This window comes from Leisingera sp. S232, from assembly GCF_049800895.1.
GTDB lineage: Bacteria > Pseudomonadota > Alphaproteobacteria > Rhodobacterales > Rhodobacteraceae > Leisingera.
Genome location: NZ_JBNAFX010000022.1, coordinates 14,112 through 40,231, shown reverse-complemented (window position 1 = coordinate 40,231; position 26,120 = coordinate 14,112). Strand labels below are relative to the sequence as shown.

The window sequence follows — 26,120 nt, the reverse complement described above, 5'->3', positions numbered from 1 at the left end:
ATTGGCGGACCCCGGGTGTATTGCCGCCCGGGGTCCGTTTTTTCTGACGTTTTTGCAGCATCCATCCCAGTTGCGGAGTAGAGCCCCATGACCCCCGAAGAGCATCTGAAAGCTGGTGATCCCAAGGCGGCGCTGGAGGCGCTGCAAGCCAAGATCCGTGCGGATGCGAGCAATCCGAAGCTGCGGGTGTTCCTGTTTCAGCTGTTGTGCGTTCTGGGGGACTGGAACCGGGCCATTGCCCAGCTGAAGGCAGCCGCCGGACTGGATGAGGGCGCCACGGTTATGGCCCAGGCCTATCGCGAGGCGATCATCTGCGAAGTCTACCGGGAGAAAGTGTTTGCCGGTGAAAAGGCGCCCTTGATCCTGGGTGAGCCTGAGGAATGGCTGGCGCATCTGATCGAGGCGCAGAAACTGCTGGCAACCGGCAAGCCCACAGAGGCGGCAGAGCTGCGCGCCAAAGCGTTTGATGCGGCACCGGCCAGTTCGGGCGAAGTGAACGGCAAGCGGTTCGAGTGGATCGCGGATGCCGACATGCGGCTGGGCCCGGTGTTGGAAGCGGTGATCAACGGCAAATACTATTGGCTGCCGTTTTCCAAGATTGTCGCGTTTGAAGCGGATGAGCCCAGCGATCTGCGCGATGCGGTCTGGACGGCGGGCACGCTGACCCTGGCGGGAGGCGGCGAAGTGGCGGTGATGATCCCGACCCGTTATCCGGGCAGCGAAAAGGCTGATGGGCTGTCGATGCTGGCCCGGGCCACTGTCTGGGAGGACGCGGGCGCGGAAACCTATACCGGTCTGGGCCAGCGGCTGCTGGCGATCGGTGATGAGGACATTGCCATCATGGACGTGCGCACACTCCGGATGGATGGGCACGGCGAAGAGAATGGCTGACAAGACACTGGCCGAACGCCTGCAGCCCTCGCTGCTGGACCGGCTGACCGACAATGCACCCGGCAATCAGAAGGAAACCCGAGAGAGCCGGGTGATCGATCTGATGCGCCTGCGGGAAATCATCCAGCGCGATCTGTCCTGGCTGTTGAACACCCAGAATGTCGAAAGCCATTTTGACTCGGAGAGGTTTCCCGCCGTTTCGGCGTCGGTGCTGAACTACGGGCTGGTGGAAGTGGCGGGCGAGGCCTCGACCAGCGAAAAGGCTGAAACCATCCGCCGGTCGATCAAGCAGGCGATTGCAACCTATGAGCCGCGGATCATCGAAGGGTCGGTTGATGTGCTGCTGCAGGATGGCACCGATGCGACCCAGATGACCATTGGGCTGGAAATCCGCGCCGACATGTGGGCGCAGCCGATGCCGCTGGAGCTGTATCTGCGCAGCAAGGTCGATCTGACCACCGGTGAAGTCCAGATGGAAAGGGTCATGTGATGGATACACGGCTGCTGACCCATTATGAAAATGAACTGAATTATCTGCGCGACATGGGCGGGGAGTTTGCTGCCGCCTATCCCAAGATTGCCGCTCGGCTGGGGATGGAGGGGGTCGAGGTGCTCGACCCTTATGTGGAGCGGCTGCTGGAAGGCGTGGCCTTTCTGTCGGCCCGTGTCCAGCTGGAGCTGGAGCTGCAATATCCGAACTTTACCTCGAACCTGCTGGAGATCATCTATCCGCATTATCTGGCGCCGACGCCGTCGATGATGATTGCGGCGTTTGAACTGGATGTGGCGAACTCGGCCGTCAAAAGCGGCTATGTGCTGAAACGCGGCTCGACGCTGCGGTCGCGGCTGACCGAAGGCGAGCAGACGCCCTGTGAATTCCGCACCGCTGCGGATTTGACCATGTGGCCGGTCCAGATCACCGAAGCGCAGTATATCGATGGCCGTGGCGAGCTGGTGGCCGCCGGTGTGGCCACCGGGTATGACGCTCGCGCCGGTATCCGGCTGCGCATCAAGCGCATTGACGGTGATCCGATCAACAAGCTGGAGATGGACAAGCTGTCTCTGTATCTGTCCGGTGCGGCCGGCAACAGCTGGCCTTTGCTGGAATTGCTGTGCACCCAGGTTCAGGGGATTGTGGCCCGTTCCACCGACCGGCGGGCCGACTGGCAGTTGCCATTGCGTGGCGCCCGGGTGGTGCAAAAAGGGTTCAGCCCCGAAGAAGCGCTGCTGCCAATGCCGCGCCGGGTCTATGACGGCTACCGGTTGCTGCAGGAATATTTTGCGATGCCCGAGCGGTTCCGCTTTGTCGAGCTGCAGGGGCTGCAGGCGGGCTTGCAGAAAGCCGAGGGCAGTGAGGTCGATCTGTACATCCTTCTGCGCGAAGGACTGTCGGAAATTGCCCCGATGGTGGTGCCGGAGGTGTTTCAGCTGAATGCTGTGCCGGCGGTCAACCTGTTTGAAAAACGCTGCGACCGGGTCCGGATTGCGCCGATTGATACCGAACACCATGTGATCCCGAACCGGACCGCGGGGCTGGATTTCGAGATCTATGCGCTGCAGAGCGTGACCGGCATCAGCGGCGAGGGCGAGGACGATGTTGTGTTCCGCCCGTTCTATAGTGCCAATGACTTTACCGCAGCGGGCGAAACGCACCCGGCCTATTACACCGTAAAGCGCCGGATGCGGCAGCGGTCTGAGAAGGAGCGCCTGCGCGGGGTGCGCAGTTCCTACCTGGGATCGGAAATGTATGTGACGCTGGTCGACAGGGCGCAGGCGCCTTATTCGGCCGGGCTGGAGCAGCTGGCGGTCACTGCGATGTGCACCAACCGCGACCTGCCGATGCTGCTGGCCACCGGCAATGATGATGTGTTCCACCTGCCCGAAGGCGGCCCGGTCAAGACGGTGACGCTGCCGGTATCGCCGACCCGCCCACACCCGACACTGGCGCAGGGCGACACAGCCTGGCGGCTGATCTCACATCTGAGCCTGAACTATGTCTCCATTGCGGAAACCGGCAAGGGGCAGTCGGCGGAGGCGCTGCGCGAGCTGGTCGGGCTTTATGCACCGCTAGGCGACCGGGTGACGGAAAAGCAGCTGGAAGGCATCCTGTCGGTTGGCGCCCGCCCCATTGTGCGGCGGATGAGCGACGAGGTTCTGTCAACCGCAGTGCGGGGGCTGGAGATCACCCTGGGCTTTGACGAGAGCTTTTTCGAGGGCAGCAATATTTATGCGCTGGGGGCCGTTCTGGAGCGGTTCTTTCGCGGCTATGCCAGCATCAATTCGTTCACGGAGACCGTCCTGAAAACTGAAAAACGCGGGGAAATTGCCAGATGGCGACCGGAAAAGGGCCTCGGCCGGATGATCTGAGTCTGTATGGCCATTTGGCCATGGAGCCTGAAAAACATCATGTTTTTCAGGCCCTCCGTGTTTTGGAGGCACATTTCGAAGAGGCTCCGCGCCTGGGTGAAAGCCGCCGCCCGCGGGAGGACAAGATCCGTCTGGGTCAGGAGGCGGAACTGGCGTTCCCGCCCTCGACCATTGCTGCGTTCAAACCGGCGGCAGGTGACAAGCCTGCGGTTCTGACCAACCGGTTCTTTGGCCTGTTCGGACCACAGGGGCCGCTGCCGCTGCATCTGACCGAATTTGCGCGCGACCGTAAGCGCAACCACCGGGATCCGACGCTGGTGGGTTTTGCGGATATGCTGACGCACCGGATGATGAGCCTTTTGTACCGGGCGTGGACGCAAGGCTCACCGGCTGTCAGTTTTGACCGCGCGGATGATCCGATGGCGCGCAAGGTGGCATCGCTGATCGGCTACAACGGGGTGAAATTCACCGGCCGCGACAAGATGCCGGATCTGGCCAAGCTGCATTTTGCGGGCCATCTGGCGAAGGGGGCCAAGAACGCCGAGGGTCTGGTGTCGATCCTGTCGGCGTTCTTTGAGGTGCCTGTCACCTTGGAGGAATATGTGGGCAGCTGGCTGGAGCTGGAGCCGGACGACCGTTGGCAGCTGGGCTATGGCGGGCTGGGGCAGACCACCAGCATCGGCGACAAGGTCTGGAGCCGCACCGCGAAATTCCGCATCCGCATCGGGCCGTTGAAACTGGAAGATTACGAACGGCTTTTGCCCGGTGGCGCGGCTTTGGACCGGCTGCGGGCGATTGTGCGCTCTTATGTTGGCGATGTGCTGGACTGGGATGTGAACCTGGTGCTGGCAGGTGACGAGGTGCCGCGCGCGTCTTTGGGCGGCAGCACCAGACTGGGGCATACCAGCTGGGTGCGTTCGCGGCCCGATCCGGATGTGGACCAGCCGGATGTGAATGATTTGTACCTGTACCCGGGATTAGGCGCCGGGGCTGAGAAGCCTGTAGAGGGAGGGATTTGAGATGACAGAGATCAGCCGTGTGGCGCTGTTTGGCAAGTTGAACAAGCTGGGATACCAGGCCGTTGAGAGCGCAACCGTGTTCTGCAAGATGCGGGGCAACCCCTATGTGGAGCTGGTGCATTGGATGCATCAGCTGCTGGCACAGCAGGACAGCGACATCCACCGGATCATCCAGCATTATGACCTGGATACGGGCAAGATCGCCAGCGAGCTGACCCGCGCTTTGGACATGCTGCCGCGCGGCGCCTCGACGATTTCCGACCTGTCGGATCATCTGATGGATGCGATGGAACGCGGCTGGGTCTGGGGATCGCTTCTGTATTCGTCCTCGCAGGTGCGCAGCGGCCATCTGCTGCTGGGGATGCTGAAGACGCCGGCACTGCGCAACATCCTGTCCAATATGTCGCCGGAGCTGGCAAAAATTGGCGCTGATGATCTGGCGGACAGTTTCAATGATGCCACCGATGGTTCCCCCGAAGAGAGGCTGGGCGCGCAGGATGGATCGGATGTCACTGGCGGCGGCGCGGAGCCGGGCGAGGCGTCGGGTGCGATGGCACCGGGAGCCATGGGCAAAGGCGAGGCGCTGGAGCAGTTCTGCACCGATCTGACCGCGCAGGCCAAGGCGGGCGAGATTGATCCGATCGTGGGCCGCGACGAGGAAATCCGCCAGATCGTCGATATTCTGATGCGTCGGCGGCAGAACAACCCGATCCTGACCGGCGAGGCAGGCGTGGGCAAGACCGCGGTGGTCGAGGGCTTTGCCCTGCGGATTGCGCGCGGCGACGTGCCGCCTGCGCTGGCGGATGTGCGGCTCTTGGTGCTGGATGTGGGCCTGTTGCAGGCGGGCGCCAGCATGAAGGGCGAGTTTGAAAACCGCCTGCGTCAGGTGATTGACGAGGTGCAGGCCAGCCCGGTGCCGATTGTGATGTTTGTCGATGAAACCCATACGCTGGTCGGTGCGGGCGGCGCGGCTGGCACTGGCGACGCGGCCAATCTGTTGAAACCGGCGCTGGCGCGCGGCACGCTGCGCACCATCGGGGCCACCACCTGGGCCGAATACAAGAAATACATCGAGAAAGACCCGGCGCTGACCCGCCGTTTCCAGGTGGTCAAGGTCGACGAGCCGGGCATCCAGAAGGCGATCCTGATGATGCGCGGCATTGCCTCGATGCTGGAAAACCACCACCGGGTGCAGGTGCTGGACGAGGGGATCGAGGCGGCGGTCAGCCTGTCGGCCCGCTATATCCCGGCGCGGCAGCTGCCGGATAAATCCGTCAGCCTTCTGGATACCGCCTGCGCCCGCGTCGCGGTCAGCCAGCACGCGGTGCCGGCCGAGGTCGACGACAGCCAGCGCCGCATTGAAGCGCTGACCACCGAGCTGGAGATCATCGGCCGGGATGAAACTGCGGGCTATGATGTCGATGACCGGCGCGCGGCGGCGGAGGCTGCCAAGGCAGCCGAAGAAGAACGGCTGGCAGGTCTGACCGAACGCTGGGACAAGGAAAAGGCGGTTGTGCAGGACATTCTCGACCTGCGCGCCAAGCTCCGGGAGGGGGCCGCGCCCGTGGATGCTCCGGCTGATGCCGGGGAGGACGGTGCGCAGGGCGCCGCCGAAGGCGGGCTGTCTGATGACGACCGCGCAGAGCTGATGCAGCAGCTGAAGGACAAGAACGCCGAACTGGAGACGCTGCAGGGCGACTCGGCGCTGATCCTGCCGATCGTCGATCATCAGGCGATTGCCAGCGTGGTTGGCGACTGGACCGGCATTCCGGTCGGCCGCATGGTCAAGGATGAAATCGACACCATTCTGAACCTGGAGGAACATCTGGCGAAACGGGTGATCGGCCAGGATCATGCGATGAAGATGATCGCCAAGCGCATCCAGACCAGCCGCGCAGGGCTGGACAATCCGAACAAGCCGATCGGGGTCTTCATGCTGGCCGGCACCTCGGGCGTCGGTAAGACCGAAACCGCACTGGCGCTGGCAGAGGTGCTGTATGGCGGCGAACAGAATGTCATCACCATCAACATGTCGGAATATCAGGAGGCCCATACGGTCAGCAGCCTGAAAGGCGCGCCTCCGGGCTATGTCGGCTATGGCGAGGGCGGGGTGCTGACCGAGGCGGTGCGGCGCAAACCCTATTCGGTGGTGCTGCTGGACGAGGTCGAAAAGGCCCACCCGGATGTGCATGAGATCTTTTTCCAGGTCTTTGACAAGGGGGTCATGGAAGACGGCGAAGGCCGCATTATCGACTTCAAGAACACGCTGATCCTGCTGACCTCCAACGTCGGCACCGAAACGATCATGGATCTGTGCGCCGATCCTGACCTGATGCCGGACCCCGAGGGCATGGCCAAGGCAATCCGGGATCCGCTGGTAAAGGTGTTCCCGCCGGCCTTGTTGGGGCGTCTGGTGGCGATCCCCTATTATCCGCTCAGCCCGGAGATGATCGGCGAGATCACCAAGCTGCAGCTGGGCCGGATCCAGAAACGGGTGCAGGAGGCGCATGGGGTGCCGTTCGAGTATTCCGACGGCGTGGTCGAAGAGATCGTCAACCGCTGCCAGGAGCTGGATTCAGGCGGCCGGATGATCGACGCGATTGTCACCAACACCATGCTGCCGGAGATTTCCAACGAGTTTCTGCGCCGTCTGATGGAGGGCGCTGATGTGGAAAAAGTCGCCATTGATGCCAAGGACGGAGAGTTCACCTACAGCTTTGATTGAATTGGGGCGTTCCAGGCAACGCTCGGGGAGGAGGACGAAATGGCTAAAGTAAACAAATCTTTTGATCTGATCACCGTCAAGGCAAAGAACTTTGAATTGCCTGATGGCAAGATCACTCTGGAGGTGTCAGGCAAGGAAATCGACACCTCTCTGCTGGCCCGGATTATGGAGCCGGTCTATGCGTATCTGAATGATTACCGCAAAGTGGCAATTGGTCCGGCGATCCAGAAGTACGACAAGCAGATCGAGGGGATGAGCGATAAGGCCGAGGTCGACAAGCTGATCAAGCTGGTCAATGACGAGCTGAAAAAGCTGGTCAAAAACTTGGAGAAAGAAGCACAGAACCGGATTGCGGCCTCCTGGAAGAAAATCCAGAAGGAAAACAAAGAATACACCAAATGGAAGCTCAAGATTGGCGCCAAGATCACCTGGGGTGTGATCAAAATCGGCAAATCCATTGCAGCTCTGGTGGCCAGTGCAGGGGCCAAGGTGGATGAGTATTATAAAATCGCCAAGTCAGTTTACGGCATTGCCAAAGAGGTGAAGAAGGCCGTCGCCAAGGAAGCCAAACTGCGCGAAGATGTGATGAAGGCCGTTGAGAAAATGGCCAAGGCGACCAAAGACGGTAAGGTCGGCAAAAGCCACATCACCAAGGTCGAAGACACCGTCAAGGAATACAAGGTCAAGCTGACTGCAGCACGGCAAAAAGCATCGTCGATGGCCAAGCCTTTGGAACAGCTTCTGCAACTGCAGGACGACGGGGTGGCGCTGACCAAAAAGCAGGAAAAGCAGATCAACGATATGATCGTGCAGATCATTGAGTTTAACACGACCGAGAAAAACGGTCGGGCGTTTGCGGATTTTGCGCTGAAGAAAACCAAGGAAGCCAAAGGCCAGCTGGATCTGAAAACCATCAAGTCGCATGCGGAAAAGGTCAAGAAAGCCATTGATTTTGCATTGAGAGTCTTTGAAGAGGCATCGGATATCCTGTGAGACAGCGTTGACGGAACCGCAACCGTCGGATTGGAGAGCATAATGAACGCTGAGAATGTGGCCCCCAAACCTATGGGCCTGCGCGCCAAGGCGCAGGAGTTTGTCGAGCGCAGGTCGGTGACCAATGCCATTCTGGGCATCATCATCTTTAATGCGGTCACCCTTGGGCTTGGCACTTCGGCCGCGGTGCGGGCCCATGCGGGCGGGCTGCTGGATGTGATCGACACCATTGTGCTGGCGATCTTTGTGCTGGAACTGGCGCTGAAGCTGTTTGCCTATGGCCTGCGGTTCTTCTCCTCTGCCTGGAATATTTTTGATTTCGTGGTTGTGTCTTTTGGCCTGTTCCCGGCCAATGACAGCCTGTCGGCCCTGCGCGGATTGCGGGTGGTGCGGGCGCTGCGGCTGCTGTCGGTCATTCCGCAGATGCGGGCGGTTGTGCAGGCGCTGCTGGACGCGCTGCCGGGGATGGGCGCGGTGATCGTGATGATCTCTATCGTGTTCTATGTTTTCGGCGTGATGGCGACGATGATGTATGGGCAGGCGTTTGACGAATGGTTCGGCACTTTGGGGCGGTCGCTTTATTCGCTGTTCCAGATCATGACATTGGAAAGCTGGTCGATGGGGATCGTGCGGCCAGTGATGGAGCAATTCCCGTTTGCCTGGGCGTTTTTTGTCCCCTTCATCGTGATCACTGCGTTTTCCGTGTTGAACCTGTTCATCGGTTTGCTGGTCAACACCATGCAATCGGCGGTGGAAGCCGATGCGGAGGCGGAATTCGAAAAGCTGCGCAATCTGGTGAAGTCGGAAACAGATGTGGTTGATGCGCATGTGATGGAGCTGCATGGGGAAATCAAACGCTTGCGTGCGGAGATTGCGGCGCTGAGAGGGCAGGGCAATGGCTGACAGCTCGCAAAAATTCATTGCCCGCAACCGGGCGCCGCGGGTCCAGATCGAATATGATGTGGAACTGTACGGCGCCGAGAAAAAGGTGCAGCTGCCCTTTGTCATGGGGGTGATGAGCGATCTGGCGGGTAAGTCCAGGGTTGCGCAGCCGGCCGTGGCGGACCGTAAATTTCTGGAAATCGATGTCGATAATTTCGACGAGCGGATGAAGGGGCTGGCGCCGCGTGCGGCCTTTACGGTGCCAAACACGCTGACCGGCGAAGGCAACTTGTCGGTGGATCTGACGTTTGAGAGCATGGCGGATTTCTCTCCTGGTGCGATTGCCGCCAAGGTGGATGCGTTGCGCCCCTTGCTGGAGGCGCGCACCCAGCTGCAGAACCTGATGGCCTATATGGACGGCAAGACTGGCGCCGAGACGCTGATCGAAACGATCCTGAACGATCCGTCACTGCTTGCAGCGGTGTCGGCACCGGCGGCAGATGCGGATAGTGCGGCGGCACTGGACAGTCTGCGCTCTCTGGAGCTGCCGGAAGAAGAGGCGGACACCGCGGGTGATGTCCTGGCAGGCCTTGCGGCGCAGGCACCGGAAGAAGCCTCGCCAGAAGACAGTTCGGGCGGGGTTCTGGATGCTCTGCGCGCAGTGGCGCCCAAGGACGCGGATGCAGAAGATGCATCGGCGGATGTGCTGGCAGGGCTGAGCGCGGCGGCCCCGGTAGACACAGGCCAGCCGGATGAGGCCGCAGATGCGTTGGCGTCGCTGGCGGCATCTGAAGTCCCAGAGGCTGTTGCGGAAGACAGTTCCGCAGCGGTGCTGGAAGGGCTGGCGCAGGCCGAACGTCCTGAAGATGAAGAAGATACATCCGGGGATGTGCTGGCGGGGCTGTCCGCACAGGCGCCGGAGGAGCGCGAGCCCGATGAAGCCGCAGGCAGCGTTCTGGACGATCTGCGCGCGACGGCGCCCAAGGACGCGGATGCGGAGGATGCATCTGCGGATGTGCTGGCGGGGCTGAGCGCTGCTGTTCCCGAAGAGGCAGCGCAGGATGATGCCGCCGGAGAGGCGCTGGCCTCGCTGGCGGCGGCGGCGCTTCCGGAAGCCGAAGAGGATGACCAGACAGGGTCTGTTCTGGAAGGGCTGGCGCAGGCGGAAGTCCCTGATCAGGAAGAGGATACTTCGGGTGATGTCCTCGCCGGGCTGGCTGAGCTGGAACTGGAAGAGGCTGTCGGCGAAGATACCGTAGGCGCGGCGCTGGAGAGCCTTGCGGCGGTGGAGCCGGACGCGCCGGAAGGCGAGGATCACAGCGGGGTGCTGGATGCGCTCGCGGATCTGGACGTGCCGGAGGACGTGGACACGGCGTCTGATGATGCGCTGGAAAGCCTGGCTTCTGTCGAGATTGAAGAGGCCGGGGAGGAAGACCATTCCGGCGTTCTGGATGCCTTGGCAGATGCAGATGTAGAAGAGGTGGCGGATACCGCTGCGGAGGATGCGCTGGAAAGCCTGGTTGCCTTGGACGTTGAAGACGCTGCGGCAGAGGATGCAGCTGGCGCCGCTTTGGACAGTCTGGCCGCTGCGGATGTGCCGGAGGCAATTGCGGAAGAAGATCTTTCTTCGGTGCTGGATGAACTGGCTGCGATAGACCTGGAAGAGGCACCGGAGGACGTCGCAGGCGCCGCGTTGGAAAGCCTTGCCGCCGCGGAAGTCGACGAACAGGAGACAGAAGACCACTCGGATATTCTGGATGGTCTGGCTGCGCTGGAAGTTTCCGAAGGCGAAGAAGGTGATGAAGAGGCTGCTGCTGCCCTGGACAGTCTGGCCGATGCCGGGGTTGCAGACGCTGAGGACGACGACAGCCTGGATGACGTGCTGGGCGATCTGCTGGCGGACGTGGCTGAAGAGTCTGAACCAGGCCAGGAGGCCGAGGATGCGCTGGAGTCTCTGGCTGCCGTAGACATTGAAGAGATGGAAGACAGCGGCGCCGAGGACATTCTGGAAGGCTTGCTGGAGGCTGCGCCTGACGACGCGCCTGAAGAGGAGGATCTGAGCGCGGCTCTGGACAGTCTGGATGCACCGGAAGAGACCAAAGAGGCGGATACCGCCGGTGACGTTCTGGCCGGATTGGCGGATGGCCTGCTGCAAGACGATGCGGAAGATGACACGGATCTGGACGATATCCTCGGCGGGCTTGACGCGCCGGAAGAGGAGACCGGCGCCGATGACCTGAGTGCCACGCTGGATACGCTGGACGCACCAGACGACGCGGACGCCGAAGACAGCGGGCTGGATGATCTGCTTGCGGATCTTGGCAGCGATGACCCGGAGGACGAGGCCGCAGACGAGACCGCTGATGTGCTGGCTGACCTCGCAGATGCCGCCGACACCGAAGAACCCACCGACGAAGAAGACGATCTGGACGTGCTGCTGGGTGGCGGAGCGGACGCGGAGGATGATCTGGACAGCCTGCTGGGAGGTCTGGATGCAGAGGGTGACACCGAGGACGGTTCCGATGCGCTGTTGACGGCGGCGGAAGATGACGCCGGTGCCGAGGATGCCGCAGGTGATAGCAGTTTGGATGACCTGCTGGGCGGATTGGACGCCGGGGACGAGGGCGAAACCTCTGATCTGGACGCGCTGCTGGCGGATGAGCCAGCCGCTGAGGAAGACGGTAGCGACAATCTGGACGCCTTGCTGGGCGGTCTGGATGAGGCGGAAGAGACTGCTGGCGCGGATGCCGACAGCGGCGATCTGGATGACCTGCTGGGCGATCTTGGCAGCGAAGAGGAAGAGGGCGGCGATCTGGACGGTCTGCTGGCCGGGCTTGGCGAGGAAGCGGCCGCCGAAGAGATCGGTGATGCGGACAGCGCCGAAGACGACCTGGACGCGCTGCTGGGCGGGTTGGGTGACGCGGACACGGATCTGGACGACCTGATGGGCGGTGACGGCGGGGATCTGGATCTGGATGATCTGCTTGGCGGTCTGGGCGGCGAGGATGAAGACACCGCTGATGCCGGCAGTGATGATCTGGATGCGCTGTTAGGGGATCTGGACGCCGATGGTGATAAGCCGGCAGCAGCGGCGCCGGCGGCCTCGGACGAGCCGGAATTTGCCTATGGCACCATGAGCGCGAACCGTCCTGAGCCGCAGAAGCTGGCGCGCAAGCGGTTCCGGCTGGCCATTCTGGGCGACTTCTCGGGCCGGGCGGCAAAGGGCCAGCTGGAAACCGGCGATGCGCTGGCGGCGCGCAAGGCGATCCTGCTGGACCCGGATACGGTCGAGGATGTGATCGAGAGCTTTGCCACTGAACTGGTGCTGCCGATTGGCAAGGATGGCGCCGGGATTGCGGTCAAGCTGGCGGATCTGGACGGGCTGCATCCGGATGAGCTGTATGAAAACGTTGATCTGTTCTCTGAGCTGGTGGGGCTGCGCAAGCAGCTGCAAAGCGGCGCCACGGCGGATCATGCGGCGAACACGCTGAAGGTCTGGGCCGAGAAATACGGCACCAGGGCGCGGGCGCCGAAACGGACATCGGCGGGCAATTCGGTGCCTGCAGACAGGCGGCTGAGCGCGTTTCAGCAGCTGATAGGCGACACCGGCAATTCCCTGCGCGAGGCCTCACCGGTGGAGGATCTGCTGGCGCGCGTTGTCGGGCCGCATATCCGGGCGCTGCCGGACCCGGATGTTGCTGCGATGCAAAAAGCGGTGGACGAGGCGCTGTCGGACGCGATGCGGCTGGTGCTGCATCACCCGGAGTTCCAGTCTGTCGAGGCGCAGTGGCGCTCGCTTGATCTGATGGCGCGCTCGATTGAGGCGGATGATACGCTGGATGTGATGCTTTATGACATCTCTGCCGAGGAGCTGGCAGCGGATCTGGCCGCCGAAGAGGACCTGTCGAAAACCGGCTTTGTGCGGCTGCTGACAGAGGAGCCGCTGGACGAGGAAAACGGGCGCGGCGGTTATTCGGCGCTGATCGGCATGTATCAGTTTGAGGAAACCCCGCCGCATGCGGAATTGCTGGGCCGGATTGCGCGGGTGGCCGCGCATGTGGATGCGCCGTTCTTTGCTGGCATTTCGCCGGAGTTCCTGAAAACCCCCAAGCCGGAGCGGCCCAAGCTGGTGGCGGATGCCTGGACTACGCTGCAGGGGATGGCAGAGGCCGGGCATCTGGGGCTGGCCAGCCCGCGGTTCCTGCTGCGCCGTCCCTATGGCGAAAAAACTGATCCATGCTATGAGTTTGATTTCGAGGAATTTACTGAAGCAGAAGGCCTGAAAGGCATGCTGTGGGCCAACCCGGTGGTGCTGGTGGCGATCCTGCTGGGGCGGTCCTTTACGGAACATGGGCCGTCGCTGCAGCTGGGCAAAATTATGTCTCTGGGCGGGATGCCCTATCATTATGTAAACGACAAGTTCGGCGACCAGGTGGCGCTGCCCTGCACAGAGCGCAATATCGATCTGGACAAGATCGCGCAGGCGCAGGAACGCGGGTTCATGGCGGTGAGCGCGGTCAAGGGACGCGACGAGGTGCGGCTGACCTCGTTCAACTCGCTGAAGGGCAGTGAAATCCTGGGGCCCTGGACGGGATTGCCGGCGCCGGAGCCCTCGCCTGCGGATCCGCGCGGACTGCCAAAGCCCAAGCCGCCTGCGGCTGGCGGCGATGAAGAGGAAGACCTGGATCTTGATTTGGATTTGGGCGGAGACGATGGCGATGACGACAGCCTCGGGGATCTGGACGACTTGCTGTCATCATTCGGGGATGACGATGACGGCAATGATGGGGACGATGACGAAATGGATGCGGACCTCGCCGCGCTTTTGGATGATTTGTGATGCGAATGTTTGAGAACACTGCCGGCAATTACCGGCCCCGTTCCCGTCACGGAAAGGAGGAGACATGGTTGTAAGCAAGGGCCATGAAAATGACCTCGCCTGGATGTCGGGGACATATTCCACCGACGGCCTGATGATGAGCCGGGCCATTGTGCGCGAAGGCTTGAGCAAGCTTACCGAGACGACGATCGAGTTTGCGGCGACCAAGAAACAGCCCAAGCTGGAAGATCTGGTCGGCAAGCAGATGAATGTGCATGTGATGCGCCAGCAGACGGAGCATCAGTTCAATGGCATGTGCATCTCGGTCGAGTATCTGGGCTTTCGCAACGGCTATGAGATGTATGTGGCCGAGGTGCGCCCCTGGTTCTGGATGCTGACGCGGACTGGGGATCTGCGGGTGTTCCAGGAAAAGACCACGGTGGATATCATCAAGCAGCTGTTCAATGAGCATGGCTTCAGTGATTTCACCGACAAGCTGAGCGAAAGCTATCAGAGTCGGGAATATTGCCTGCAGTACCGGGAAAGCGATTATGCGTTCCTGTGCCGGCTGATGGAGGAGGAGGGGATCTACTTCTACTTCGACAGCGTTGCCGGTGATACGGCGGTTGAAAAGCTGGTGCTGTGCGACGGGGTCAGCGGCCACAGCCCGATTGCTGGCGGCGCGGATGTGGAATTCCATGCCCGCGACGACAGCGACCGGCGGCGCGAGGAACATATCTCCGAGTGGGCCAAGGATGAGCGGATTACCCGCGGCAAGGTCACATTGAATGATTTTGATTTCCTGACACCGTCGGCGGATCTGAAGGCGACCTCGTCGATCCAGAAGGGTAAGCATTCTTACAAGGATTATGAGGTCTACGATTATCAGGGCCACTACCGGCAAAATTCCGGCCTGGGCAACAAATTGGCGCGGGTGCGGATGGAAGCGGAGGCGGTCAAGCACATCACCTGGCGCGGCGCCTCCAGCGTGCCGACACTGGGCACCGGCAGCACCTTTACCATGAAGAAACACCCGGTGGCGGAGAACAACAAGGAATACCTGGTCATCAACGCTGAGCATCACGTCAAGGTGGCCTGGGATTACGGCGAGCGCGAAAGCCAGAAGGCAAAGGAAAGCGCCAAGCAAGGTGCCATGCGGCGCGACCTGAAAGCGCGCAACATGGATGTGCCGGAAGAAATGGAGCATGACGTTTATGCCTCCACCTTCAGTGCTATTCTGAAGGCGGATCAGTTCCGGGCCCCGCTGGTGACGCCCTGGCCGGAAGTGCAGGGGCTGCAGACGGCGACGGTTGTCGGCCCGAGCGGCGAAGAGATCCACACGGACAAGCATGGCCGGATCAAGATCAAGTTTCATTGGGACCGGGAAAACAAGAAGGACGACACCGCTTCCTGCTTTGTGCGGGTGGTGACGCCCTGGTCTGGCAAGGAATGGGGCATGGTGGCGGTGCCCCGGATCGGCCAGGAGGTGGTGATCCAGTTCGAGGATGGCAATCCGGACCGGCCGATCTGCACCGGCATGCTGTACAATGCAGAGACCATGCCGCCCTACAAATACCCTGACGATCAGACCCAGCTGGGGATCAAGACCAATTCGTCAAAGGGCGGCGGCGGCTATAACGAGCTGATGTTCGACGACAAGAAAGACAGCGAGCTGATGCGGGTGCAGGCGCAGAAGGACCATCAGATGCTGGTCAAGGACCGCTCGACGGTGACGGTCGGCCTGGAAGCGCCATCGCCAGAGGTCACTGCGGCGGATGAGAAAAGCTATGTTCTGACAGTTGAGGAAAATGTCACTGAGACGGTGAACAAGGGCGACCGGACCGAGACGGTCAAAACCGGCAACATGACGGTGGATGTGGAAAAGGGCAACCTGGCCGAAACGATCGACAAGGGGAATGTGACACTGGACATCAACACCGGCAACCTGACCGAAACGATCGCGAAGGGGAACCACAAGGAGACTGTGTCTCTGGGGAACCTGACCGTGGATGTGACCGCAGGCAAGATCGCCATGAGCGCAGGGCAGGAGATCAAGCTGACCGTGGGGGCTTCGGAAGTGAAGATCGACAACTCCGGCGTGTCTATCAAAGGGCCGATGATCAAGATCGAAGGCACCGGAATGGTTGAAGCCAAAGCGCCGATGACCACTGTCAAAGGCGACGCGATGCTGACCCTGAAGGGCGGCCTCACGATGATCAACTAGGTGGGCACAGATGTCGGCAAGATTTGAAAAGCTGGTGAAAATGCCTGCGGACCCGGTGGCCAAGCTGCTGTCGCGGGCAAATGTCATCCTGAAAACGCCGCTGGAGGCGCCGCCTACGGCGCAGGCAGGGGATGTGCTGGAGGAGCTGGAGCGCAAGGGCGCTCTGGTGGATTTACTGCGCACGCTGGCCGTGCTGCTGCCCCCGCGGGAACGGGTGTGGTGGGCTTGCCTGGCCGCGCGTGACTATATCGGGCCGCGTTCCGACAAGGACCCGGCCTCGCTGACCGCTTCGGAGGCCTGGGTGTTCGAACCCACCGAGGAAAACCGCGACAAGGCACGGATCACCCTGGATCATGCCTATGTGGATGATGACACGGTGAACTGCGCCCTGGCGGTGCTGTATGCTGCCGGAACCCTGGGACCCGGAGAATTGAACCAATATCCTGCCCCGGCAGGGGCCTCTGAGGCGGCGGCCTTTGCCATGAATATGGTGGCCTTGGGTCAATTGTCTGATAAGTTTGAAGAACACGGCGGTGTTCTGGTAGAGCGGGCGCTGGATATTGCCCGCGGCGGCAGGGGACAGGTGGTCCGGGTGCCGGAAGTGGAAACACAAGGATAAGGGGAGGAAATCACAGATGGGAATGCCACAGGCCCGGGTAACGGATCTGCATGCTTGCATGCTGCCTTCCACACCGCCGCCGCCGGTGCTGCCGGTGCCGACGCCAATTCTGCCGCCCTGCGCGGTGACTGTCCTTGTCGGCGGCCTGCCTGCAGCGCGGGTGTCCGACATGTGCACGGCCGCGCCGCCGCATCCGATTGTCAAAGGATCGGCCACGGTGCTGATCAACAGCCTGCCTGCAGCGCGTATCATGGACACAGCAGCCTGCGGCGGCATGATCACCCTGGGGCAAGTCACCGTATTGGTGGGAGGTTGAACCCAGGCATGGGCGTGACACTGAAATTCCAGAGCTCGGGCGCCATGCCCGGCGATGCGGCCCCTGTTCCGATGCGGGGGCCGAGCCTTACGGTGGGCCGCGGCGCCAGCTGCGATCTGGTGCTGCCGGATCCGGACCAGCTGCTGTCGCGCAATCACTGTGTGATTGAGGACCACAATGGCAACGTGGTGGTGGTGGATCTCAGCTCCAACGGTACATTTCTGAATTACTCCAAGATCCCGCTGGGCCGGACACCGACACCGCTGAACAACGGCGATGTTCTATGTGTCGGCAACTATGAGTTGGTGGTGGAAATCCGCGATGATCTGACGGATGTCGGCGACATGATTGCGGCCCCTGCGGCGCAGGCTCCGGCGTCGCACGGCAATGCGGCCAATGCGCCTGATCCGTTGCAGCTGCTAGATGATGCCGGGCCGGGTGGCGATTTTCTGGACGATCTGCTGGGCGAGGGACCGACAGGGCCTGCGCAGTTGAACCCGGTGGATCCGATCGACGAGCTGCTGCCGCCCTTGGGTGAAGAAGAGGATCCGTTTTTCCAGAAAGCCAGCGACGGGCGCGAAGGGGAGGGGGCGAGCCTCGCCAATCACAATCCAACCGCATCGGACGGGTTTGCAGTGCCTGTGGCGCAGTCGAATGTGATCCCTGACGACTGGGATGATGATTTCCTGTCTGGCATCGGCGAGCCGGAAGCCCCGGAGGTCCCGGCGCCTCAGCCCGCACCGCCGCCGCCCTCTGAGATGCCGCCAGCGGCCCCGCCACAAGAGGCACCGCCGCCATCGCCCCAGGAAATTCCGCCGCAGCAGGACAGCGGCGGACAGACTGTTGCCCCTGCCGCGGCGTCTTCGACAGAGGCGCAGGAAGCGGTCGCCGCTTTCCTCAAGGGTTTGGGGGCTGAGGTCAGCCTTGATCCGGCAGAGCATGCCGGCACCATGGGGCGGATGGGACGGGTGATGAAAACACTGGTCACGGGCCTGCGTGAAATCCTGATGACGCGGACGTCGATCAAATCGGAATTCCGGATCGAGCAGACGATGATTTCTGCCGGTGGGAACAACCCGCTGAAGTTCTCAATCACCCCGGAACAGGCAATTGAGGCGATGGTGCGCCCAGCCACCAAGGGGTATCTGTCGCCCGAGACCGCCGCCGAGGAGGCGCTGCGGGACATCAAGGCGCATGAGGTGGCCATGGTCACCGGCATGGAGGCCGCGCTGAAAGGCGTGCTGAAACGCCTGGACCCCAAGGCGCTGGAAAGCCAGATCGAGACCAAGGGCGGATTGGGTGGCCTGCTGCGCGGCAAGAAGGCCCAGTACTGGGATGTGTACGAACAGCTGTATACGGAGATTTCCGACCAGGCTGAGAATGATTTTCACGACCTGTTCAGCCGCGAATTCGCGCGGGCCTACAAGGATCAGCTGGACCGGCTGAAGGAATGACCGGCGCCGCGTTCTGCGCGCGCGCCTGCAATTGAGAGGAGATCCCGGTGTCCTGGGACAGCAAGGTACTTTGGACGGAGGGGCTGTTTCTGCAGCCGCATCACTTCCAGCAGTCCGACCGTTACAACGAGGCGCTGGTTGCCGGGCTGGCGCGGCGGCTTGGCCCCTATGCCTGGGGTGTGAACGGGCTGGAGATCGACCATGAGGCGCTGAAGATCGGCCAGTTTGCAGTCAAGTCCTGCGAAGGGCTGACCCATGACGGCACCGTGTTCCGGGTGCCGATGGCGGATCCGCATCCGCCGGCCATGGAGGTTCCGACCACGGTGAAGGACTGCATTGTCTATCTGACTGTGCCGCAGCGCCGCCAGGGCGCCACGGAGGTCGATCTGAGCGGCGCCGAACGGTCAGCCAGCCGGCTGCGCCCGGATGCGGTGGAAGTGACCGATGTGACCTCGACCGAACGCAAGCCGGTGCAGTTGGACGTGGGCAAGATGCGCCTGCAGTTTGCGTTGGAAGTGGATGATCTGGCCGACTTGCTGGCGATCCCCGTGGCGCGTATCATCGAAGTGCGCTCGGACAAGGAGATTGTGCTGGATCAGGCCTTTATTCCGTCCTGCCTGGATGTGCGCGCAGCGCCTGCGCTGAGCGGTTTCCTGCGCGAACTGGAAGGGCTTCTGGCGCACCGGATGGAGGCGCTGGCAGGCCGTCTGTCAGAGGCCGGCGGCGCCCGCGGCGTGGCGGATGTGTCAGATTTCATGCTGCTGGCCGTGGTGAACCGGATGCTGCCGCAGGTCCGCCACCTGCGCAACATCGAGAACCTGCACCCGGAACGGCTGTTTTCCACCTGCGCCGGCATGGCGGGGGAACTGTCGGTGTTCATGTCCACGGAAAAACAGGCGCCGGAATTTCCGCCCTACACCCATGACAACCTGATGACATGTTTTGCGCCGGTGATCCGGGTGCTGCGCCAGTATCTGAGTTCGGTACTGGAACAGACCGCGATCCCGATCAAGCTGGAAGCGCGCAAATACGGCATCTCGGTGGGGGTCATTGCCGACCGCAAGCTGCTGGGCAATGCGGGTTTTGTGCTGGCGGTCAGCGCTGACATTCCGGCCGAGGACGTGCGCAAGCATTTCTCGGGCCAGGCCAAGATCGGCCCCGTCGAGGAAATTCGCCAGCTGGTGAACTCAGCCTTGCCGGGGATCACCCTGCGCCCGCTGCCGGTGGCGCCGCGGCAGATCCCCTATCACTCTGGTGTGGTCTATTTCGAGATGGATGCAGACAGCCCCTATTGGCGCAAGATGACCACGTCGGGTGGTATCGCGGTACATGTGTCGGGGCAGTATCCGGGGCTCAAGATGGAGCTGTGGGCAATCCGTAATGCGTAAGGGAAGTTGCTGAAATGGCTGATTATGACGATCCCTTTGCCGAACCCGGGGATACCGACAAGACGGTGATCAGGCCGAATCCGGGCGGTCGCCGCACGGCCACGCCGATGCCGCAGACTCCGCCGTCGCAGCCGGTTGCGGATGATCCCGCAATCCCGCAAGAGCCGGGGCTTGATGCCTATGGCGTTCCGCAGGCGGCGGCGCCGAAACCGCAGGCGGCAGCAGGTGGCCCCAAGGCTCCGAAGATGGCGCTGACGGGGATGAACCAGCTAACAGCCTGTGCCTCGACCCTGTTTGCGCTGATCAGCCGGATCCGCAACCGGGCGCAGCACATGGACCCAGACGGGTTGCGCAAGAATGTGGTGGCCGAGGTGCGCGCGTTCGAGAACCGCGCCTTGCAGGCGGGCCTTGCCGCGCAGACCGTCAAGATTGCGCGCTATGCGCTGTGCGCGACGCTGGACGATGTGGTGCTGAACACGCCCTGGGGCGGACAATCCGCCTGGGGGCTGCAGTCGATGGTGGCGACCTTCCATCGCGAAGTTGTCGGCGGCGACCGGTTTTACGATTTGCTGGCCCGGCTGGAAAAGGAGCCGGGCAACAATATCGATATGCTCGAGTTCCTGTATATGTGCCTGTCGCTGGGGTTTGAGGGCCGCCTGCGGGTGGAGCAGGGCGGTTCGGAAAAGCATCTGCAGATCCGAGGCGCGCTGGCCCGGATCATCCGCAACCAGCGCGGTCCCGTCGAGCGCGACCTGTCGCCCCATTGGGAGGGGCTGGTCAAACCGTTCAAGGCACTGTCGGTCTGGCGGCTGGTGTGGATCACCATGGCCGCGACCTGCGCCATTCTGGCGCTGCAGTTTCTTGGGCTCAGCTGGATGCTGTCGAACAAGACTGAAAATGTAGTGGGTCAGCTGACCATTGTGGATTCTGGCCCCAAGGTTGCGCTGGAACGGCGCGCACCGCCGCCACCGCCGCCGCCGCCGGCACCCACCACTGAAGAACAGATCGCCAAGGTGTCCGGGTTCCTGGAGCCGGAGATCAAGGAAGGCATCGTGCAGGTCTTCCAGAAGGGCAACACGCTGATCATCCGGCTGACCGGGTCCGGTATGTTCGGCTCTGGTTCGGATCAGCTGAGTGAGAAATTCCGCGGTCCGGTGAACCGGGTGGCCGAGGCACTGAATGACGAAAAGGGCAAGATTATCGTGGCCGGACATTCGGACAATATCCCGATCCGCTCCTCCCGCTTCCCGTCCAATATGGCGCTGTCGCTGGCACGGGCAAAATCTGTGATGGCTGGTATGGCCAAGGTGATGACCGACACGGACCGGCTGTCGGCCGAAGGCCGGGCCGACAAGGAACCGATTGCAGATAACAGTACCCGCGCAGGGCGGGCTAAGAACCGCAGGATCGAAATCCTGCTGGTTCAGGAGGTTAAAGGATGATCCGCCGCTATATCTTGCCTTTGTTCCGGTCGATCTACACGGTCCTGCTGATCCTCGCCGCGGCGTTGTCGGCCTGTGTCTGGTACTTCGCGCCGTTTATCGGCAGCGATGACTGGCGCCCGTTTGACAGTGTGATGTCGCGGCTGATCACCATCGGGGTGATCTTCCTGTTGTATTTCATCACCGTCGGCATCATTTTCTGGCGCCGCCGCCGCCAGGACAAGGAGATGACCGAGGAGATGGCGGAGGCTGTCGATACCTCGGAAGATGATGTGCTGTCCGAAGAAATCGGCGAGCTGCGCGGCAAGTTCAAGGATGCAATGAAGGAGCTGCGCAAGTCCAAGGGCGGACGGCGGCATCTGAACGATCTGCCCTGGTATATCATGATCGGCCCGCCGGGCGCCGGTAAGACAACGGCGATTGTGAATTCCGGTCTGCAGTTCCCGCTGGCCGAGAAACTGGGCAAAGCCGCGATCGGCGGCGTCGGCGGCACCCGCAACTGTGACTGGTGGTTCACCAATGACGCGGTGCTGATTGACACTGCCGGGCGCTATACCACACAGGAAAGCGATGCCGAGGCGGATAACGCCGCCTGGCTTGGCTTCCTGAGCCTCTTGAAGAAGTACCGCAAGCGGCAGCCGATCAATGGCGCGCTGATTGCGATTTCGCTGTCTGATCTCAGCTTGCAGGATGAAATCACCCAGAAAAGCCACGCCGCTGCGGTGCGCCGCCGCTTGGCGGAGCTGCGCGAAAAGCTGGGGGTGCGTTTCCCGGTCTATGTGCTGTTCACCAAGGCCGATCTGATTGCCGGCTTCCAGGAGTTTCACGACTCTCTGGGCAAGGAAGACCGCGAACAGGTCTGGGGTTTCACGCTGCCTTTGCCCAAGGGCAAGAAAGAACAGCCGCCGATTGCCGGGTTTGACGAGGAATTCGGCCTGCTGCTGGGGCAGATCAACGCGCAGCTGCTGGAGAAGATGCAGACAGAGACCGATCATCAGCGCCGGGCGCTGATTGCCGGCTTCCCGGCGCAGGTCGCGTCGATGCGCGGGGTCGCCCGCGAGTTCCTGATGGAGGTGTTCCAGGACAACCGCTATGAGCAGCGCCAGATGCTGCGCGGGGTTTATTTTACCTCCGGCACCCAGGAAGGCACGCCGATTGACCGGCTGATGCTGGGGATGGCGCAGACATTCGGTATCGGCCGTCAGGCAATCGGCACCGGGCAGGGGACTGGACGCAGTTTCTTTTTGACCCGTCTGTTCGAGAGCGTGATGTTCCCGGAGGCCGGGCTGGTGTCGGCTGACGACAAGGTTGAACGCCGCTACCGCTGGACCCGGCGGATTGCCATTACTGCAACCGTGCTGGTGGCCATTGCGATGGGCACGCTGTGGGTGCGGTCGTATCTCAAGAACTCGGACCTGATCACAGATGCCGAGGGGCAAGTGGCTGCCTATCAGGCCGCTGCGGCGCAGCTGCCGCCCAGCCCGATCGGCGACACAGACCTGGTGCCGGTGGCGGCAGCGTTGAACAATTTGCGCGACATGCCGGGCAATCCAGTGCTGTCTGACCCGGAACCCGATGGCGCGATGACCTATGGCCTGTATCAGGGAGAGGTGATCGGCACCCAAGCTGCCCAAACCTATCGGACGGCGCTGAACCAGCGTCTTCTGCCGCGGCTGCTGGTGCGGCTGGAGCAGCAGATCGAGGGCAATATCAACAACCCCGATACGCTGTATGAGGCGCTGAAGATCTATCTGATGCTGGGCCTTCAGGGGCCGATGAACCAGGATCTGGTCAAGGAATGGATGCGGCTCGATTGGGAAAAAATTGCCTATCCCGGCATTTCCCGCACCCAGCTGCGGTCGGATCTGATGGATCACCTGACCGCGCTTTTATCGCAGCCGATGGAAGAGATTGCGCTGAATGGTCCGCTGATTGCGCAGGCGCAGAATCTGCTGTCGGAAATGCCGCTGGCGCAGCGGGTCTATAACGGCATTCTGAATTCCCAGCAGGCAACCAGCCTGCCGAAATGGCGGATTACGGATGTTGGCGGGCCGTCGGTGAAACGGGTGCTGGTCCGAAGTTCCGGCAAGCCGCTGAACGATGGCATCGAAGGCATCTTCACCTATGACGGCTTCCACAATGTGTTCCTGCCCGAAGCGGTCAGCGTTGCTGAGCGGGTTCACCGGGAGGCCTGGGTGCTGGGTGAGCAAAGCGAGGCCGCCCAGAACGAGGCGGTGCTGTTGAAGCTCAGCCGTGATGTTCTGGATCTGTATTACAACGACTATATCAGCCGTTATGATCAGATCCTGGGCGATATCGACATCATCCCGCTGGAATCGCTGTCCCACGCCGTGGAAGTCACCAATGTTCTGTCCGGGCCGACATCACCCATCGTCAACATCCTGACCGATGTCAGCAACGAAACCCGGTTGAATGAGGACAAATCCGTTCTGGATACGGGAACTTTGGCCGCGGGCGCCCAGAATGTGGCCGCGATTGAAGCACGCTCCACTCTGTCGATCCAGGGACAGATCCTGCTGGAGGCGCTGGTCGGTTCTGCCGAGAATGCGTCGGGGCAGGCGGCCAAGCCGCCGGGAGCTTATGTGCAGGAACGGTTCCAGTGGCTGTTTGACCTGGTCAACCGTCCGGAAGGCCAGCCCTCGCAGCTGGACGACCTGATGGGGCAATTGCAGCTGGTCTATCAGGAGCTGAACAAGATGTCCTTTTCCGGTGTTGCCACCGGTGGCCAGAGCGGTCAGGCGCTGTTGCAGTTCCAGCAGACCGCCAGCCGGATGGGTGGGCCGCTGCCTCGCTGGGCAACGCAGATTTCAGCCGGGTCCTCGGGCATCACCTCTGAGGGCACCCGCGCATCAATCAACGCGCGCTGGCAGTCTGCGGTGCTGCCGTTCTGTGACAAGGCTTTGGCCAACCGCTATCCGTTCAACCGGTCGGCGCGGGCGGATGTTGCAATGGCGGATTTTGCCAAACTGTTCTCTCCAAACGGGCTGATTGACAGTTTCTTCAATGAGCATCTGCTGAAATACGTCGACACCCGCAGCCGTCCCTGGACCTGGAAACGCGTCAACGACGTCGATCTGGGCATCAGCCCGGCAGTGCTGCAGCAGATGCAGTATGCGGCAGAAATCAAGGAGGCCTTCTTTGCCGGCGGCGCGCAGCCTGCGGTGAATTTCCAAATTACTGTCAATGCCTTGGACCCCAAGGCCAAGGAAGTGATGCTGGAAATCGACGGTACCAAAGTCGCCTATAACCACCGGTCCGGCGCGCCGACGCCGGTGGCCGTCACCTGGCCGGGCTCGGTCGGGCTGGCCCGGCTGACGCTGCTGCCCAAGAAACGGGATGCCGAAAACGTGCTGTCGCGGGACGGGCCTTGGGCCTGGTTCCGGCTGCTGGATGCGGCCGAAGTGCGGCGCACCAATGTGTCTGACCGTCGGCGTGTGAACTTTCGCGTTGGCGGGCGGCTGGCCCTGTTTGAGCTGCAGTCCGGATCTGTCATCAATCCCTTCGCCCTGCCGGCCATGGCGAAATTCAGCTGCCCGAAGTCGATGTAATGGACGGGTTCGGCGCATATGGGAAAATGCCTTCGGCCGGGGATTTCTTCCGGCTGCGCACCCCCGGCGGCTTTGTGCGGGTCTGGGATGCCTGGCTGCAGCAGGTTATGCTGGACGGCAAGACGGCCTATGGCTCCGGCTTTGATGCCCATTACATGACAGCGCCGATCTGGCGCTTCACCTTGCCGGCAGGCTGCGGCGGTGCGGCCTCGGTCTGGGGGGTCATGATGCCGTCGGTTGACCGGGTCGGGCGCAGGTTTCCGCTGACTCTGGTGGCCGCGCGGACGGGGGCCGGTTCTGCCGATCCCGGCCATCTGGCTGCGCAGACTCTGTTCGAGCAGCTTGAGGAGCTGGCACTGGACGCATTGGAGGACAGCATGACCAAAGACAGCCTGGCCGACCGGCTCGCAGCGCTACCGGCGCCTGATACAGTGCAACCAACAGCCACAGAGGTGGTCATGGCAGGCCCGCAAGGGCCGGAGCGGCTGCAGGCATTTGACCCGCGGCTGGCCGGGTGCAGCCTGTGGACGGCCGTTCTGGACGGGGTGCCCCGGACGCTGGCTTGCAGAGGTCTGCCGCAGGGAGCGGTGGCTTTGGCACTGTTTGATCTTGGCGCGCCGGTCTGGGCCGGGGTTGAGGCCGCGTGATGAACCAGCTGCGCAAATACCGCTATACCGCGCAAACCCATGTGGGCCTGAAGCGCAAGGTTAATGAAGACTCAGTCCTGGCGCTGCCGGAGCATGACATCTGGCTTGTTGCTGATGGCATGGGTGGCCATGACGCAGGTGATTTTGCCAGCCGTCTGATTGCCGATTCAGTGGCGATGATCCCGTTGGGGCTGGACCCGGCGGCCCGGATGCATGCGCTGCGGGACGCGATTCAGAACGCGCATAAGGCAATCCGCGCCGAGGCAGCGGCCCGGGGCGGCGGCACAATCGGGTCAACGGTTGCAGCACTGATCATGGCAAACCAGCATTTTGTCGGGTTGTGGGCCGGTGACAGCCGTATCTACCGGCTGCGCAATGGCCAGATCGAAATGCTGACAGAGGACCATTCGGCCGTAGCAGAATATGTGCTGGCAGGAAAGATGACCTGGGACGAGGCGGAACAGCATCCGCATTCCAACGCCATTACCCGAGCGGTGGGCGTGGGGGATGAGCTGGAAATTGACAAAATCCGCGGCGACACAGAGCCTGGGGACCGGTTCCTGATCTGCTCTGACGGGCTGAGCAAATATGCCACCTTCCAGATTCTGGAAGACATGCTGAGCAGCGCACCGCTGGAAACCGTTGGTGATCAGCTGATCCAGCTCGCGCTGACAGGCGGCGGCGCCGACAATGTTACCGCGATAGTTATCGACGTTTTGTAAGGTCGATTTTGTAAGGCGGATACTGTTCTGCGTGCAAGGAATG

Annotated in this window: 17 protein-coding genes and 1 pseudogene; all 18 read left to right on the top strand. The window is 61.8% G+C overall.

Annotated features, from left to right (window positions below):
* Positions 1 to 87: 87 nt before the first annotated feature.
* The 18 genes and pseudogenes from ACP151_RS13800 to ACP151_RS13715 all read left to right on the top strand — a co-directional run bounded on the left by ACP151_RS13800 (position 88) and on the right by ACP151_RS13715 (position 26,077).
* Positions 88 to 891 (top strand): type VI secretion system accessory protein TagJ, encoded by an 804-nt coding sequence (locus tag ACP151_RS13800; RefSeq protein ID WP_424979482.1) that lies wholly within the window; start codon positions 88 to 90, stop codon positions 889 to 891.
* Positions 884 to 1,381, top strand: a complete 498-nt coding sequence (tssE, locus tag ACP151_RS13795; protein WP_424979481.1) for a type VI secretion system baseplate subunit TssE — start codon at positions 884 to 886, stop codon at positions 1,379 to 1,381. Before ACP151_RS13800 ends, tssE begins: the two co-directional genes overlap by 8 nt.
* Positions 1,381 to 3,258 carry a type VI secretion system baseplate subunit TssF gene (gene tssF / locus ACP151_RS13790; RefSeq protein ID WP_424979480.1) on the top strand — a complete coding sequence of 626 codons (1,878 nt, stop codon included), beginning with the start codon at positions 1,381 to 1,383 and terminating at the stop codon, positions 3,256 to 3,258. Before tssE ends, tssF begins: the two co-directional genes overlap by 1 nt.
* The gene (tssG, locus tag ACP151_RS13785; RefSeq protein ID WP_424979479.1) at positions 3,222 to 4,277 is read left to right on the top strand and encodes a type VI secretion system baseplate subunit TssG; all 1,056 of its coding nucleotides are present in this window, start codon (positions 3,222 to 3,224) and stop codon (positions 4,275 to 4,277) included. Before tssF ends, tssG begins: the two co-directional genes overlap by 37 nt.
* A gap of 1 nt (position 4,278) precedes the next feature.
* Positions 4,279 to 7,002 carry a type VI secretion system ATPase TssH gene (gene tssH / locus ACP151_RS13780; protein WP_424979478.1) on the top strand — a complete coding sequence of 908 codons (2,724 nt, stop codon included), beginning with the start codon at positions 4,279 to 4,281 and terminating at the stop codon, positions 7,000 to 7,002.
* A 39-nt stretch (positions 7,003 to 7,041) separates the two neighbouring features.
* Positions 7,042 to 7,995, top strand: coding sequence for a hypothetical protein (locus ACP151_RS13775; RefSeq protein WP_424979477.1), 954 nt, complete (start codon positions 7,042 to 7,044; stop codon positions 7,993 to 7,995).
* A gap of 42 nt (positions 7,996 to 8,037) precedes the next feature.
* Positions 8,038 to 8,898: an ion transporter gene (locus ACP151_RS13770; RefSeq protein ID WP_424979476.1), complete on the top strand. Its 861-nt coding sequence runs from the start codon at positions 8,038 to 8,040 to the stop codon at positions 8,896 to 8,898.
* Positions 8,891 to 9,388: pseudogene (gene tssB, locus ACP151_RS13765) on the top strand (type VI secretion system contractile sheath small subunit); the annotation flags it as partial. The gene ACP151_RS13770 and the pseudogene tssB, both read left to right, overlap by 8 nt.
* 1,467 nt (positions 9,389 to 10,855) lie before the next feature.
* Positions 10,856 to 13,717, top strand: a complete 2,862-nt coding sequence (locus ACP151_RS13760; protein ID WP_424979512.1) for a type VI secretion system contractile sheath domain-containing protein — start codon at positions 10,856 to 10,858, stop codon at positions 13,715 to 13,717.
* A 64-nt stretch (positions 13,718 to 13,781) separates the two neighbouring features.
* Positions 13,782 to 15,920, top strand: coding sequence for a type VI secretion system Vgr family protein (locus ACP151_RS13755; protein ID WP_424979474.1), 2,139 nt, complete (start codon positions 13,782 to 13,784; stop codon positions 15,918 to 15,920).
* 10 nt (positions 15,921 to 15,930) lie between these two features.
* The gene (locus ACP151_RS13750; RefSeq protein WP_424979473.1) at positions 15,931 to 16,539 is read left to right on the top strand and encodes a DUF6931 family protein; all 609 of its coding nucleotides are present in this window, start codon (positions 15,931 to 15,933) and stop codon (positions 16,537 to 16,539) included.
* Positions 16,540 to 16,555: 16 nt separating this feature from the next.
* A complete protein-coding gene (locus tag ACP151_RS13745; RefSeq protein WP_424979472.1) occupies positions 16,556 to 16,855 on the top strand; it encodes a PAAR domain-containing protein in 300 nt (99 codons plus the stop codon).
* 8 nt (positions 16,856 to 16,863) lie between these two features.
* Complete coding sequence (tagH, locus tag ACP151_RS13740) at positions 16,864 to 18,309, top strand: type VI secretion system-associated FHA domain protein TagH (protein WP_424979471.1); 1,446 nt, start codon at positions 16,864 to 16,866, stop codon at positions 18,307 to 18,309.
* A 47-nt stretch (positions 18,310 to 18,356) separates the two neighbouring features.
* On the top strand, positions 18,357 to 19,697 hold the full coding sequence (gene tssK, locus ACP151_RS13735) for a type VI secretion system baseplate subunit TssK (protein WP_424979470.1): 1,341 nt from the start codon (positions 18,357 to 18,359) through the stop codon (positions 19,695 to 19,697).
* Between the two features lie 14 nt (positions 19,698 to 19,711).
* Positions 19,712 to 21,139: a type IVB secretion system protein IcmH/DotU gene (icmH, locus tag ACP151_RS13730; RefSeq protein ID WP_424979469.1), complete on the top strand. Its 1,428-nt coding sequence runs from the start codon at positions 19,712 to 19,714 to the stop codon at positions 21,137 to 21,139.
* Positions 21,136 to 24,708 carry a type VI secretion system membrane subunit TssM gene (gene tssM, locus ACP151_RS13725; protein ID WP_424979468.1) on the top strand — a complete coding sequence of 1,191 codons (3,573 nt, stop codon included), beginning with the start codon at positions 21,136 to 21,138 and terminating at the stop codon, positions 24,706 to 24,708. The genes icmH and tssM overlap by 4 nt, the downstream gene beginning before the upstream one ends.
* Positions 24,708 to 25,355 carry a type VI secretion system-associated protein TagF gene (tagF, locus tag ACP151_RS13720; protein ID WP_424979467.1) on the top strand — a complete coding sequence of 216 codons (648 nt, stop codon included), beginning with the start codon at positions 24,708 to 24,710 and terminating at the stop codon, positions 25,353 to 25,355. The genes tssM and tagF overlap by 1 nt, the downstream gene beginning before the upstream one ends.
* A complete protein-coding gene (locus ACP151_RS13715; RefSeq protein ID WP_424979466.1) occupies positions 25,355 to 26,077 on the top strand; it encodes a PP2C family protein-serine/threonine phosphatase in 723 nt (240 codons plus the stop codon). Before tagF ends, ACP151_RS13715 begins: the two co-directional genes overlap by 1 nt.
* The last annotated feature ends 43 nt before the right edge of the window (positions 26,078 to 26,120 follow it).

Excerpts from the sequence above, each read along its gene's own strand:
- ACP151_RS13770 (WP_424979476.1), top strand. The coding sequence starts at position 8,038 with ATGAACGCTGAGAATGTGGCCCCCAAACCTATGGGCCTGCGCGCCAAG.
- tssG (WP_424979479.1), top strand. The coding sequence starts at position 3,222 with ATGGCGACCGGAAAAGGGCCTCGGCCGGATGATCTGAGTCTGTATGGC.
- tagH (WP_424979471.1), top strand. The coding sequence starts at position 16,864 with ATGGGCGTGACACTGAAATTCCAGAGCTCGGGCGCCATGCCCGGCGAT.
- ACP151_RS13760 (WP_424979512.1), top strand. The coding sequence starts at position 10,856 with ATGGAAGACAGCGGCGCCGAGGACATTCTGGAAGGCTTGCTGGAGGCT.
- tssH (WP_424979478.1), top strand. The coding sequence starts at position 4,279 with ATGACAGAGATCAGCCGTGTGGCGCTGTTTGGCAAGTTGAACAAGCTG.
- ACP151_RS13715 (WP_424979466.1), top strand. The coding sequence starts at position 25,355 with ATGAACCAGCTGCGCAAATACCGCTATACCGCGCAAACCCATGTGGGC.
- ACP151_RS13745 (WP_424979472.1), top strand. The coding sequence starts at position 16,556 with ATGGGAATGCCACAGGCCCGGGTAACGGATCTGCATGCTTGCATGCTG.
- icmH (WP_424979469.1), top strand. The coding sequence starts at position 19,712 with ATGGCTGATTATGACGATCCCTTTGCCGAACCCGGGGATACCGACAAG.
- ACP151_RS13755 (WP_424979474.1), top strand. The coding sequence starts at position 13,782 with ATGGTTGTAAGCAAGGGCCATGAAAATGACCTCGCCTGGATGTCGGGG.
- ACP151_RS13750 (WP_424979473.1), top strand. The coding sequence starts at position 15,931 with ATGTCGGCAAGATTTGAAAAGCTGGTGAAAATGCCTGCGGACCCGGTG.
- ACP151_RS13800 (WP_424979482.1), top strand. The coding sequence starts at position 88 with ATGACCCCCGAAGAGCATCTGAAAGCTGGTGATCCCAAGGCGGCGCTG.
- tssE (WP_424979481.1), top strand. The coding sequence starts at position 884 with ATGGCTGACAAGACACTGGCCGAACGCCTGCAGCCCTCGCTGCTGGAC.
- tssF (WP_424979480.1), top strand. The coding sequence starts at position 1,381 with ATGGATACACGGCTGCTGACCCATTATGAAAATGAACTGAATTATCTG.
- ACP151_RS13775 (WP_424979477.1), top strand. The coding sequence starts at position 7,042 with ATGGCTAAAGTAAACAAATCTTTTGATCTGATCACCGTCAAGGCAAAG.
- tssM (WP_424979468.1), top strand. The coding sequence starts at position 21,136 with ATGATCCGCCGCTATATCTTGCCTTTGTTCCGGTCGATCTACACGGTC.
- tagF (WP_424979467.1), top strand. The coding sequence starts at position 24,708 with ATGGACGGGTTCGGCGCATATGGGAAAATGCCTTCGGCCGGGGATTTC.